Source organism: Amycolatopsis sp. NPDC004378 (assembly GCF_053602455.1).
On the sequence record NZ_JBSGDR010000017.1, the window covers coordinates 109,561 to 121,993 of the forward strand.

The window sequence follows — 12,433 nt, forward strand, 5'->3', positions numbered from 1 at the left end:
CGGCGCGGAGACCGGCGGGCAACTTTCGTCGCTAGTCCTGGCCGGGAACCCCCGACCGGCCACCGGGAACCAGGCCCGGGAGCTACCGTGGAGCCCGTGTCGGACGTCACTCCAGGTACTCGGGCCGCGTTGAGGGCCCGCTTCGGGACCAAGCACGAACTGGCCACCCTGGTCAGCCTGGCGGTGATCTTCGGCCTGCTCGACGTGGTGATCTGCGTGAACAGCCAGCCGACGACCGGCTGGGCGGGCCCGCGCGCCGACCTCGTCCTGCAGCTGCTGGTCGACGTCTCGGTGCTCGGGGTGCGGCGGTTCCCCAAGACGGTCGCCGGGATCGCGCTGGCCGTGGCGTTCGCGACGGTGCTGGCCGACGGGCTCGCCCCCGGCCTGCTCTCGCCGGTGGACCCGGCCAGCCCGCTGATCCTGCCGCGCGTCACGTCGGTCATCGTGATCTTCCTGGTCCGCCTCGAGAGCCCGCGGGTCGCGTTCCCGCTCATCGGTGCGCTCGCGATCGTCGGCAGCGAGCCGTGGGCGCCGAGCTGGACCATCACCCCGGTCGGCCTGCTCAGCACGATCGGCCCCGCGGCGGTCGTGCTGTACCTGGACGCGCGCAAGCAACTGCTGCAGGAGCTGCGCGACCGCGCCGAGCGGGCCGAACGCGAGCAGCACCTGATGGCCGAGCAGGCAAGAGCCGAGGAACGCCGCCGCCTCGCCGCGGAGATGCACGACGTGCTCACCCACGGGCTCAGCCTGATGGTCCTGCACGCCGGCGCGCTCGGGATCAGCTCGACCGAGCCCGAGGTCCGCAAGGCCGCCGAGGAGATCCGCGCCCGCGGCGCGATGGCGCTCGACGAACTGCGCGACCTGGTCGGCGTGCTGAACACGAGCACGGCGGACCTGTCCGAGCGGATGGCGGGCCCGAGCCCGCGGCACGGCTCGGCCGGCGGCTCGAAGGAGCCGCCACCGCCGCCGGACCCGGCCACGCTCGTCGCCGAATCGGTCGCGGCCGGGATCCCGGTGGAGCTGGACGTCGAGGGCGAACGCTCCCAGATGTCGCCGACGATCGCGCGCACGGTCCACCGGATCGTCCAGGAAGCACTGACCAACGCGCGCAAGCACGCGGCGGGCGCGGAGATCCGCGTCGCGCTGCGGTACCGGCCCGACGGCGTCGGCGTCCACGTCGTCAACACCCCGCCGCGGCGCAAACCGGACGCGGTGCTGGCCGGCAGCGGGTCCGGGCTCGGCCTGTCGAGCCTGCACCACCGCGTCGAGCTGGTCGGCGGCACCCTGCAGGCGGGGCCGACGCCGGACGGCGGGTTCCGGATCGCCGCGGACCTGCCCGCGTACGTGCCGACGACCGAGACCCGGCAGAAGGCACCACGCTGATCCGGAACCCCGGGCCAGGACTGGAGATTCTCCTACTACTCCCGCGCTTAGGGTCGGGCCCACGCCATCCTTCCCGACCGAGAACGTGGGGCCCCATGAAAGGCATCATCCTGGCCGGCGGCAGCGGCTCCCGGCTGCACCCGGTCACGCTCGGCGTCTCCAAGCAGCTCGTCCCGGTCTACAACAAGCCGATGATCTACTACCCGCTCTCGGTGCTGATGCTCGCCGGCATCACCGAGATCCTGCTCATCTCGACCCCGCACGACCTGCCCGCGTTCAAGCGGCTCCTCGGCGACGGGTCCGAGCTCGGCCTGCGGCTGGACTACGCCGAACAGGCCCACCCGAACGGCCTGGCGGAGGCCTTCATCATCGGCGAGGAGCACGTCGGCGACGACAACTCGGCGCTCATCCTCGGCGACAACATCTTCCACGGGCAGGGGTTCTCGGACGTCCTGCGCGCCGCGACCCACGACCTCAAGGGCTGCGTCCTGTTCGGCTACGAGGTCTCCGACCCGCACCGCCACGGCATCGGCGAGGTCGACGCCGACGGCAACCTGATCTCCATCGAGGAGAAGCCGGCCCACCCGAAGTCGAACCGGGCGCTGACCGGCCTGTACTTCTACGACAACGACGTCGTCGAGATCGCCAAGGGGCTCAAGCCGTCGGCGCGCGGCGAGCTGGAGATCTCCGACCTCAACAACGTCTACCTCGACCGCGGCCGCGCCACCTGCGTCGACCTCGGCCGAGGCTTCGCCTGGCTGGACACCGGCACGCACAAGTCGCTGCTCGACGCCGGCCAGTACGTGCAGACGATGGAGGCGCGCCAGGGCGTGCAGATCGCCTGCCTCGAAGAGATCGCGCTGCGCATGGGCTTCATCGACGCCGACCGGTGCTACGCGCTGGGCGAGCGGATCGGCAGCTCCGGCTACGGCAAGTACGTCATGGACTTCGCGCGCCGCGCGCGGCCGCTCGCGACCGTCTGAACCGGAGGAACGTTCCCATGCGCATGCTGGTCACCGGCGGTGCCGGCTTCATCGGCTCGGCCTACGTCCGCCACGTGCTTTCCGGCCGGTACCCCGGCTTCGAGCCCGAAGAGCTCGTCGTGCTCGACAAGTTCACCTACGCCGGCAACCGCGCGAACCTGGCGCCGGTCGCCCGCGACGAACGCCTGCGCGTGGTCACCGGAGACATCTGTGACCCGGACGTCGTCAAGCGGGAGCTGCCGGGCAAGGACCTCGTCGTCCACTTCGCGGCCGAGTCCCATGTGGACCGTTCGATCGCCGGTGCGGCGGAGTTCGTGCGCACCAACGTGCTCGGCACCCAGACCCTGCTGCAGGGCGCGCTCGACGGCGGCGTGGGCAAGTTTGTGCACGTGTCCACCGACGAGGTCTACGGCTCCATCGACGAGGGCTCCTGGCCCGAAGACCACCCGGTCGCGCCCAATTCGCCGTACTCGGCCTCCAAGGCGGCTTCGGACCTGCTGGTCCGCGCGTTCTTCATCACCCACGGGCTCAACGCGTCGATCACGCGGTGCTCCAACAACTACGGGCCCTACCAGTACCCCGAGAAGGTCATCCCGCTCTTCGTCACCAACCTGGCCGACGGCCTCCAGGTGCCGCTCTACGGCGACGGCCTCAACGTCCGCGACTGGCTCCACGTCGACGACCACTGCCGCGGCATCCAGCTCGTCGCCGAGCGCGGCCGCGCGGGCGAGGTCTACAACATCGGCGGCGGCACCGAGCTCACCAACCTCGAGCTCACCGAGCGGCTGCTCGAGATCACCGGCCGCGACCGCACCGCGATCCGGCCGGTCGAAGACCGCAAGGGCCACGACCGCCGCTACTCGGTGGACATCACGAAGATCTCCACCGAGCTCGGCTACGTCCCGCAGGTCGACATCGACTCCGGCCTGCGCGACACCGTCGACTGGTACAAGAACAACCGCGACTGGTGGGAGCCGCTGCGGGGGTGAGGGCTACTGGGTGCGCAGCTTCGGCCACAGGGCGTCCCACGCCGTGTTCCGCCCGGTGAAGACGGTCATCAGCTGCGGCACGACGTCCTGCCGGTGGGCGAACGCCCCGGCCACGGCCGGACTCGGGTCGCCGACGAACAGAACGCTGTCGTAGCGCTCGTCCGGGTGCCCGAAGTAGTAGTACCCGCGGTGCGCGCTGTACACCTCGGACAGGCCGCGGTCGCGGCCGAAGAGCTGGAGGTCGGCGGCGAACGCGTAGCTGTCGGTCAGGATCGCCGTCCGCGCGCGCTGCTCGGGCGGCAGCGACCGGTAGACCTCGACGACGGCGTCGGACAGCCGGCCGAGCTGACCGTCGGACTGCACGAAGACCTTCGCGGTCAAGGGAAGCAGCGGCACGTCCGGGATGCGCTCGGCCCACGACCGCGGGTAGATCGGCAGCGCGACGAGCGCCTGCAGGACCGACGCGGCGACCAGCAACCAGCCGAACGCCTTGGCGAGCGTGGGCCACTTGACGTCCTGCAGGCCCACCGCACCGGCCGCGAACAGCAGCGCGAAGAGGCTGTAGACGTAGTAGGACCGGCCGGAGGTCAGCAGGTAGGCCACGATGAGCAGCAGGAACGCGACGCCGAGGAAGCGGTACGGCCGCACGTCGCGGGCGAAGAGCAGCCGGCCGAAGCCGAACAGCGCGAGCGGCACGCCGATCACCAGGCCGGGCCCGGAAAGCAGTTCGAGCAGGAACGCGCCGACGCCGGGGAACTCGGCCGCGACGACCTCGGACATCTTCGTGTACGGCCAGCCGTTGGCGGCCTGCCACAGCAGCGTCGGCACGGTGGTCAGCACCGCGATCACCGCCCCCAGCCACAGCAGCGGGCGGCGCAGGAGGTCGCGCGGGCCGAAGACCAGCGCGCCGGCGGCGATCGCCGCCCACAGCGCCGGGACCAGGAACTTCGTCTGCAGCGAAACGGCCGTGACGAGCCCGGCGGCGAGCAGCAGCCGGTCGTCGCGGACCCGGGTCCAGCGCACGACCAGCCACACGATGAGCGACCAGAAGAACGGGTCGATCGAGTAGGTGGCGAGGTAGTGCGCGATCAGGGTGGCACCCGACATCGCGTACGCCGCCGCGGCCACGGCTTGCGCGACCCGGCGGCCGCCCAGTTCCCGCGTGATCAGCCCGGTCAGCACGATGCCGCCGACCGCCGCGAGCGTCGCGGGCAGCCGCAAGGCCACCAGCGAACCGGGGAACAGGTGGTCCAGCCCCGCGGCGAGGAACGGCAGCAGCGGCGGCTGGTCGAAGTACCCCCACGCCGGGTGGTCACGGCCGGCCACGACGAAGTAGGCCTCGTCGAACGAGAACCCGTAGTTGCGGCTGGCGACGAAGAGCAGGACGCCCGTGACTCCCGCGATCAGGAGAACCGGGGTCCGCGCGAACGCCGGGCGCGTCCCGCGGCCCGGCCGGGTGTCGGTGGTCTCACTGGTAAGGGTCATACCTTCAGTAGACCGAGCCCGGCCCCGGGCGCGAAGCGGCCAGGAGTCCCCATTCGGAGCAACGAAAGTCGATCTCCGCGGAGGAATCCGCAACCTTCTAGGTCACTCTGAAGTGAGGTTTGCGGTACGGAAAGTGAGGGTAGGGGAACCCCTAGACTTCACCGCGAAACCACCGCTGAGCTGGGTTTTCCCGCGATACTCGTGGCATGGTGCAGGGTCGGCACGTCGTGTTTTTCAGCTTTCCCGGCTTCGGGCACATCACCCCGATGCTCGGACCGGTCGAAGCGCTCGCCGGGCGGGGCCACCGGGTCACGTTCGTCGTCGCCGAGCGGTTCGCCGGACTCCTGCGCGACAGTCCCGCCGACGTCGTGCCCTACCACTCCGACTTCCCCGCCGCGGTCGCGAAGGTCGACAGCGCCGACGACGCCGTCACGATGATCATCGACCTCATGCGCGAGGGGTTCGCCCCGCTCGAGCCGGCCCTGGAGAAGCTCGCCGGCGACCGGCCGGACCTCATCGTCCACGACACGATCAGCGGCAACGCGGCCCGCGTGCTCGGCCGTGCCTGGGACGTCCCGCTGGTGGAGAGCTGCCCGGTCTTCGTCGAGAACGACGACGACGAGCTGCCGGGCGCACCCAAGCCGCCCGCCGACCACCCGGCCGCCACCGGCTTCGACCAGCAGGACCCGCGCCTGGCCCGGTTCGGCGAAGAGTTCGGCGGCGGTGTCTCGGCGTTGCTCACGCGGCACGGGCTGGACCCGGAGCTGGCGATGACGAGCCTGGCGCCCGCCGGTGACGAGCCGCGCCTGGTGTACATCCCCAAGGCGTTCCACTACGGGAGTGAGACGTTCGGCGAGCGGTACCACTTCGTCGGCCCGACCGTGGACTGCCGGGCGCTCGAAGGCCACTGGACACCGCCCGGCGACGACCTGCCGGTGGTGCTGATCTCGCTCGGCACGTCGATGAGCAAGGACCTCGGGTTCTTCACCGGGTGCATCGACGCCTTCCGCGGCAAGCCGTGGCACGTCGTGCTGACCCTGGGCCGCGGCGCCGACCTGGCCGCGCTCGGCGAGCTGCCGCCCAACGTCGAGGCGCACAACTGGATGCCGCACCCGTCGGTGCTGCGGCACGCGTCGGCGCTGGTCTGCCAGGCCGGGATCGGCAGCCTGATGGAGGCGCTGCGCTACGAGGTCCCGATCGTGGCCGTCTCCCACAGCGGCGAGACCCTGGCCAACGCCCACCGCGTCGCGGAGCTGGGCCTGGGCCGCCACGTCCCGGCGACCGAGGCGACGGGCCAGGCGATCCTCGAAGCGGTGCGGTCGATGGCGGCGGACGACTCGCTGGCCGCCCGGCTCGCGGTGATGGCCAAGGAGATCGAGCAGGCCGGCGGCGCCGAGGCCGCGGCCGACACCCTGGAAGCCTTGCTGTCGTGAGTGGCCGGGGCGGTTCCCACCGCCCCGACCACTCACGACAGGCGCAGCTCAGGCGGAGCGGCGGAAGCCTCGCGTGGCGACGATCGCGCCCGTCAGGCCGATCAGCCCGGCCGCGCCGATCGCCGCCAGTCCCCCGACGCCGACCGGGTTGCCCAGCGCCAGGTTGCGGGACGCGTCCACCGAGTAGGTCAGCGGGTTGACCGTCGCCACCGCGCGCAGCCACGCGGGCAGCGACGACAGCGGGACGTACGCCGAGGACGCGAACATCAGCGGGAACATCACCATGGACGTGACGCCCTGCATGACCTCGACGTTGGTGATCCAGACGCCGATCGCCATGAACATCCACGACAGCGACCAGCCCACCGCGATGCACATCAGCCAGGCCAGCAGCACGCCGCCGAACCCGCCGCCCGGCGAGAAGCCGAACAGCGTCGCGGCCAGCACGAGCATGATCGCCAGCTGCAGCGCGTGCCGGACGACGTCGGCGAGGCTGCGGGCCACCAGCACCGACGCCGACGCGATCGGCAGGGTGCGGAACCGGGCCACGACGCCGTTGCGCATGTCGTCGAGCAGGCCGACGCCCGACTGCAGTGCCACCGACAGCGAGCCCATCACCAGCACCGCGGGCATCAGGTAGTCGATGTAGGACACGCCGGCGGGGAACGAGCTGGTGCTCGCCAGGCTCGCGAACACCTGGCTGAACAGGATCAGCACGATGAGCGGCTGCAGCAGGCCCAGCAGCACGAGCGCCCGCGACGACACGACCGCGCGCAGCGAGCGGCCGGTCAGGATGAGGATCTGCATCGGCACGCTGGTGCCGCGCCAGGGGCCACCGCCGCCGGGCGGACGGGACACAGTGGACTGGTCCGAAGAGGACAGTGCGGTCGGTGCGCTCATGGGTCAGGGCCTCTCGGTGCCGGTGGGGCCGTCGGGGCCGGAGCCGCCGGACAGCGCGAGGTAGACGTCGTCGAGCCGCGGGTCGACCAGGGCGAGCTCGACCGGCTCGACCGCGGCCTCGTCGAGCACCCGGACCACGCGGGCGAGGTCGGTGGACTTCTCGACCGGCACCGTCAGCACGAGCCCGGCCAGGTCGTCCACTCCGGACACCCGCGGCAGCAGCCCGGCGCGGCGCACCGCCTCCGCGGCCCGGTCGGCGTCGCCCTGGCCGGCCAGCGTCACGGTGACCGTGCGCTTGCCGACCTGCGCCTTGAGCGACGCGGCGGTGCCGGCGGCGATCACCTTCCCGTGCGCCAGCACGACGATCTTGTCGGCGAGCCGGTCGGCTTCGTCGAGCATCTGGGTGGTGAGCAGCACGGTCGAGCCGTCGCGCACGAGCTGCTCGACGATCTCCCACATGGCGATCCGGGCGGCCGGGTCGAGGCCCGTCGTCGGCTCGTCGAGGAAGATCACGTCGGGGTAGCCGACGAGGCTGGCGGCCAGGTCGAGGCGCCGCCGCATGCCGCCGGAGTACGTCTTGGCCGGGCGGGCGGCCGCGTCGCGCAGGCCGAACGCGGTCAGCAGCTCGTCCGCGCGCTCCTTCGCCGCCTTGCTCGACGCGCCGAGCAGGCGCGCGATGAGGATCAGGTTGCGGAAGCCGGAAAGCTGCTCGTCCACCGACGCGAACTGGCCGGTGAGCCCAATGCGGCTGCGCAGCTCGACGGCGTCGCGCTGGACGTCCAGCCCGGCGACGCGCGCCCGCCCGGAGGTCGGCGTCACGAGCGTGGTGAGCACGTTGACCAAAGTGGTCTTGCCGGCACCGTTGTGGCCCAGCAGCCCGCACACGGTGCCGCGCGGCACCTGGAGGCTGACGTCGTCCAGCGCGCGGACCTTGCCGAAGTTCTTGGTGATCCCCTCGGCCTCGACCATCACGTCGGCGGTCGCGGGGCGGGTGGCGGCCGGCGGCACCACGGGCAGCGTGCCGGTCACGATCCGGCCCCGCCGGGGAGCGGGCGCACGAAGAGGGTCACGGCCGGGTCCTTCCACTTCGCCGAATCGGGCACAGCTACAGGTAGCACACGGGGATTCCCCTTTTCCCGCACCGAAGCGCGACCCGAGGGGTTCGCCTAGACATGGTTGACTGGCCGCCGCGCGTGACTAGCTTTCGAAGCATGTCTCCCCAGGCGGGAAGGCACATCGCCTTCCTCAACTACCCGGCCCACGGGCACGTCAACCCGACGCTGCCCGTGGCGGCCGAGCTCGTGCGCCGCGGTCACCGGGTCAGCTACGTGGTCGCCGACCAGTTCGCCGAAACCGTGCGCGGCACCGGCGCCACCGTGCTGCCCTACGCCTCGCACGTGCCGAAGTCCTGGGACACCGTGGCGATCCCGGAGGAGATCACCGGCGACGTCGTCGCGGAGGCGGGGCTCGCCCAGGCGCTGGAGGGCTTCGCGCCGCTGACGGCCGCGCTCGGCGCTTTCGACAACGACCGGCCCGATCTCTTCCTGTACGACGCTTTCGGCTATCCGACGGGACGTCTGCTGGCGCGCAAGTGGGACCGCCCGGCCGTCCTGCTCTGCTCGACGTTCGTCGCGAACGAACACTTTTCGCCCTACGCCTCGATGGCGGGCAAGGTCCCCGCGCCCGACCCGGACCACCCCGCGCTGGCCAAGGCCGCGTCGGTGGTCGGCGACGCGCTCGCCGAGCACCTGCCCGGCACGTCCGCCGCGGAGTTCGCGGAAGCGCGGGAGGACACCAAGCTCGTGTTCCTGCCCCGGGAGTTCCAGCCGGGCGGCGACACCTTCGACGACGGCTTCGCGTTCGTGGGGCCGTGCCTCGGAAACCGGGCCGGTGGCTGGACGCCGCCGGACGACCGGCCGGTGCTGCTGATCGCCATGGGCAGCTTCGGCTACCACCGGCAGCGCGAGTTCTTCGCGTCGTGCCTGGCAGCGTTCGCCGGCTCGCCGTGGCACGTCGTCATGACCATCGGGCGGCTCGTGCGGCCGTCGGAGCTCGGCCCGGTTGCGTCGAACTTCGAGCTGCACCCGTGGGTCCCGCAGCTCGACGTCCTGCGCCGGGCGAGCGGGTTCGTCTCGCACGCGGGGATGGGCAGCACCATGGAAGCGCTCGCCATGGGCGTGCCGTCGGTGGTCGTGCCCCGCACGCTGGAGCAGGAAATCGTCGCCGGCCGGCTGACCGAGCTCGGACTCGGCGTCCGGGTGGACCCGGCGGCGGTGACCGCGGAGTCGCTGCGCGCCGCCGTCACCGGCCTGGCCGCCGACTCCGCCGCCCGCGAGCGCGTGACCCGGATGCGCGAGCACATCACCGACGCCGGGGGCGCCGCGGCGGCCGCGGACCGCGTCGAGGCCCGACTGACCGCCTGACCTGGGAGTGAATCCGACGTGGACACCACCGAGCCGACCGCTGCCCCCGAAATCGCGCCGGACGGCGGCGAGGCGCTCCTCGCCTGGCTGGAAAAGATGCGGACGGACACGCCGGTGTGGCAGGACGAGGCCGGCGCGTGGCACGTGTTCCGCGCCGCCGACGTCCGCCGCGTCAGCACCGACGCGCAGCTGTTCTCTTCGGACACGACGCGCCTGACGTCGCCGGGCGACCAGGCGCCGCCGGGCACCCTGCTGGTCATCGACCCGCCCGAGCACCGCAAGCTGCGGCGGCTGGTCAGCCAGGCGTTCACGCCGAAGGTCGTCGCCGACCTCGCCCCGCGGATCACCGAGGTCACCCGGGAGCTGCTGGCCGGAGTCGAACCGGACGCCGAGGCGTTCGACCTGGTCGACGTGCTGGCCTACCCGCTGCCGGTGATCGTCATCGCCGAGCTGCTCGGCGTCCCGGCCGGGGACCGCGCGCTGTTCCGGCGCTGGGCCGAGGCGCTGATGGCCCTGCAGGTCGACGACCCCAGCACCGGGGAGAAACTGGCCGTCGCGATCGAGGAGATGGAGGCGTACCTCAACGCCCAGATCCTCGACCGGCGCGCCCGGCCCCGCGACGACCTGCTGACCCGGCTCGTCGAGGCCACGATCGACGGTGAGCGGCTGACCGACGAGGAGGTCGGGAACTTCACCGCGCTGCTGCTGCTCGCCGGGCACGTCACCACCACCATGCTGCTCGGCAACGTGCTGCTCTGCCTCGAGGACGCCCCCGGCGTGTACGAGCGGGTGCGGGCCGACCGGTCCCTGGTGGAGCCGCTGCTGGAGGAGGTGCTGCGGCTGCGGCCGCCGTTCCCCCGGGTGGTCCGGGTGACCACCGCCGACGTCGAGGTGGCCGGGACCGTGATCCCGGCCGACTCGATCGTCTGGGCGTGGGTGGTGTCGGCGAACTACGACGAGCGCGAGTTCGGGGACCCGGACCGGTTCGACCTCGACCGCACGCCGAACGCGCACGCCGCCTTCGGGCACGGCATCCACTTCTGCCTGGGCGCGCCGCTGGCGCGCCTCGAGGGGCGAATCGCGCTGGACCTGCTGTTCGAGCGGTTCGAGCACCTGCGGGTCGCTCCGGGTGCGGACGTCCCGTTCCACGCCGGCGGTGTCTTCGGGGTCCAGCAGCTGCCCGTGACGACCACCGCTCGATGACCCCCGCCTGAGCTGAGGGTGAACGCCCGCCGACGCGGTGGGGGCGCCCTACCGAAGGTCGGGCCGGGGGTGCCGTACCTGCGGTCGGGCGGACCACAGTGTTAGCCCCCAACCCCCCGGCCGGCATTGACGGGTCATACCCCGTTGGCTAGCGTACGAGACGTCATTTGGTTTGTTTCCAACGAAACGAGCCGAAGCGGGACCGGACGGATGGACTCGAGGACTGTTCTGGGGAAGAGCTCGAGGGTTTTCCGCTGGGGTGGTGTGAAGGATCATCCGGCCGGGCACCGCGGGCCCTTTTGTGGGTGAGCAAAAGGGTTGCCGACGTTCAACGCTGCGTCAAACACGTAGAACTAATCTGGGGGTTAGATCTCGATGAACACGCGTGTCGATTCCGTGGTCGATCGGCCGATGCCGGTGCAGCAAGGCCTGCCCGCCGTCGCCGAAAGACCGAACCAGAACCTCCCCTCCTTCGACATGTCCGACGTCTGCATCGCGAACCTGGGTCCCGATCTCCGGGTGACCGAAGCCAATGGCGACTTTCTCCGTCAGCTAGGCCGCACCGCGTCCGATGTTTTTGGACAGAGCTTTGTGGACTTCGTGCACCCGAGCGCCAAACAGTTCACGCTCCAGCAGCTGGCGCGGCTGAACGAAGGCCGGCGCGACCGCTTCAGCGCGCGCCTGGTGGGCGTGCGGCCGGCCCAGCCGGTGCTCTCGGGCGGCCTGACCGGCATCGCCGTCCGCAGCCAGTCCGGCCAGGTCACCACGATCGTCGTGCTGATCAAGCCGGACCGCGCCGCGGAGACCCCGCGGCCGGCGATCGAGAAGAACAAGCTCCTCAGCGAGCTCGACGCCAAGGTGCTCGAAGGCGTCGCCGCCGGCATCTCCACCGTGCAGCTCGCTTCGAAGCTGTACCTGAGCAGGCAGGGGATCGAATACCACGTCGGCGCGATGCTGCGGCAGTTCAAGTCGCCGAACCGCTCGGCGCTGGTCTCCAAGGCGTACTCGCAGGGCATCCTCTGCATCGGCCAGTGGCCGCCGAAGGTGACCCCGCAGTACATCCGCTGACCGCACTCCCCCGAGGGCCGGCTGGGCTCGTCGAGCGGGGCCGGCACCGGTGCGAACCGGACATCGGCCCCAACCCGGACGAGCCCCGCCGGCCCTTTCCCGTGCACCGGGAATCCCGGCCGGGAAGACTGGGGAAACCCGTCGAATACGCGGTCGCGGCGGGTGCACCCGAAGGCACTCTGCGCTATCCTGCGAGGGCCAGGGATCGATTTTCACGATGCCGCAACCGGCACCGTTCGGCATCAAGAAAGGATGAGGGACGTGGGCATTTTCGGTAAAAAGGAAGACGATTCCAAGAAGAAGCCGGCGGACTCGAAGGCGGACAACGCCAAGGCCGACGACGAAAAGAACCGCAAGCGCCGCAGCCGCCTTTTGGGCGGCGCCTACGGCGGCGGCAGCGGCGGCTGAGCGGCAACACCGCCGAACGAACGGATCGGGTGGCCCGGGAGAGGATCCCGGGCCACCCGATTCGCGTTTTCCGGCTTTTGACGGCAGCCTCACAACCGGTTGGTAAGTTTCCGCCTGCGCGGACGATCAGCTACTCTGCGCCGAACCGTACGCCACCC

General features: G+C 71.3%; 11 protein-coding genes. 8 read left to right on the plus strand and 3 right to left on the minus strand.

Annotation, left to right across the window (positions count from 1 at the left end):
* Positions 1-96 precede the first annotated feature (96 nt).
* From ACWEN0_RS36510 to rfbB, 3 genes are all read left to right on the plus strand, one after another.
* Positions 97-1,383 carry a sensor histidine kinase gene (locus tag ACWEN0_RS36510; RefSeq protein WP_451984104.1) on the plus strand — a complete coding sequence of 429 codons (1,287 nt, stop codon included), beginning with the start codon at positions 97-99 and terminating at the stop codon, positions 1,381-1,383.
* 95 nt (positions 1,384-1,478) lie between these two features.
* Positions 1,479-2,366, plus strand: a complete 888-nt coding sequence (gene rfbA / locus ACWEN0_RS36515) for a glucose-1-phosphate thymidylyltransferase RfbA (RefSeq protein ID WP_451984106.1) — start codon at positions 1,479-1,481, stop codon at positions 2,364-2,366.
* A 17-nt stretch (positions 2,367-2,383) separates the two neighbouring features.
* The gene (gene rfbB / locus ACWEN0_RS36520; RefSeq protein WP_451984108.1) at positions 2,384-3,355 is read left to right on the plus strand and encodes a dTDP-glucose 4,6-dehydratase; all 972 of its coding nucleotides are present in this window, start codon (positions 2,384-2,386) and stop codon (positions 3,353-3,355) included.
* 3 nt (positions 3,356-3,358) lie between these two features.
* Here the strand turns inward: rfbB and ACWEN0_RS36525 are convergent, their stop codons facing one another.
* Positions 3,359-4,840 (minus strand): ArnT family glycosyltransferase, encoded by a 1,482-nt coding sequence (locus ACWEN0_RS36525; RefSeq protein ID WP_451984110.1) that lies wholly within the window; start codon positions 4,838-4,840, stop codon positions 3,359-3,361.
* Positions 4,841-5,046: 206 nt separating this feature from the next.
* Between ACWEN0_RS36525 and ACWEN0_RS36530 the strand changes: the two genes are divergently transcribed.
* The gene (locus tag ACWEN0_RS36530) at positions 5,047-6,273 is read left to right on the plus strand and encodes a macrolide family glycosyltransferase (protein WP_451984112.1); all 1,227 of its coding nucleotides are present in this window, start codon (positions 5,047-5,049) and stop codon (positions 6,271-6,273) included.
* A gap of 48 nt (positions 6,274-6,321) precedes the next feature.
* Here ACWEN0_RS36530 and ACWEN0_RS36535 read toward each other — a convergent pair whose 3' ends face one another.
* Both ACWEN0_RS36535 and ACWEN0_RS36540 read right to left on the minus strand, forming a co-directional pair.
* Positions 6,322-7,173: an ABC transporter permease gene (locus ACWEN0_RS36535; protein WP_451984114.1), complete on the minus strand. Its 852-nt coding sequence runs from the start codon at positions 7,171-7,173 to the stop codon at positions 6,322-6,324.
* A gap of 3 nt (positions 7,174-7,176) precedes the next feature.
* Positions 7,177-8,202 carry an ATP-binding cassette domain-containing protein gene (locus tag ACWEN0_RS36540; protein WP_451984116.1) on the minus strand — a complete coding sequence of 342 codons (1,026 nt, stop codon included), beginning with the start codon at positions 8,200-8,202 and terminating at the stop codon, positions 7,177-7,179.
* A 182-nt stretch (positions 8,203-8,384) separates the two neighbouring features.
* On the opposite strand from ACWEN0_RS36540, the gene ACWEN0_RS36545 reads away from it, so the two are divergent.
* The 4 genes from ACWEN0_RS36545 (at position 8,385) to ACWEN0_RS36560 (ending at position 12,275) form a co-directional block, all read left to right on the plus strand.
* Positions 8,385-9,596, plus strand: coding sequence for a macrolide family glycosyltransferase (locus ACWEN0_RS36545; RefSeq protein ID WP_451984118.1), 1,212 nt, complete (start codon positions 8,385-8,387; stop codon positions 9,594-9,596).
* A gap of 96 nt (positions 9,597-9,692) precedes the next feature.
* The gene (locus ACWEN0_RS36550) at positions 9,693-10,799 is read left to right on the plus strand and encodes a cytochrome P450 (RefSeq protein ID WP_451984170.1); all 1,107 of its coding nucleotides are present in this window, start codon (positions 9,693-9,695) and stop codon (positions 10,797-10,799) included.
* A gap of 375 nt (positions 10,800-11,174) precedes the next feature.
* Entirely contained in the window at positions 11,175-11,867 is a 693-nt protein-coding gene (locus tag ACWEN0_RS36555; protein WP_451984120.1) for a helix-turn-helix transcriptional regulator, read from the plus strand.
* Between the two features lie 261 nt (positions 11,868-12,128).
* Positions 12,129-12,275 (plus strand): hypothetical protein, encoded by a 147-nt coding sequence (locus ACWEN0_RS36560; protein WP_451984122.1) that lies wholly within the window; start codon positions 12,129-12,131, stop codon positions 12,273-12,275.
* The last annotated feature ends 158 nt before the right edge of the window (positions 12,276-12,433 follow it).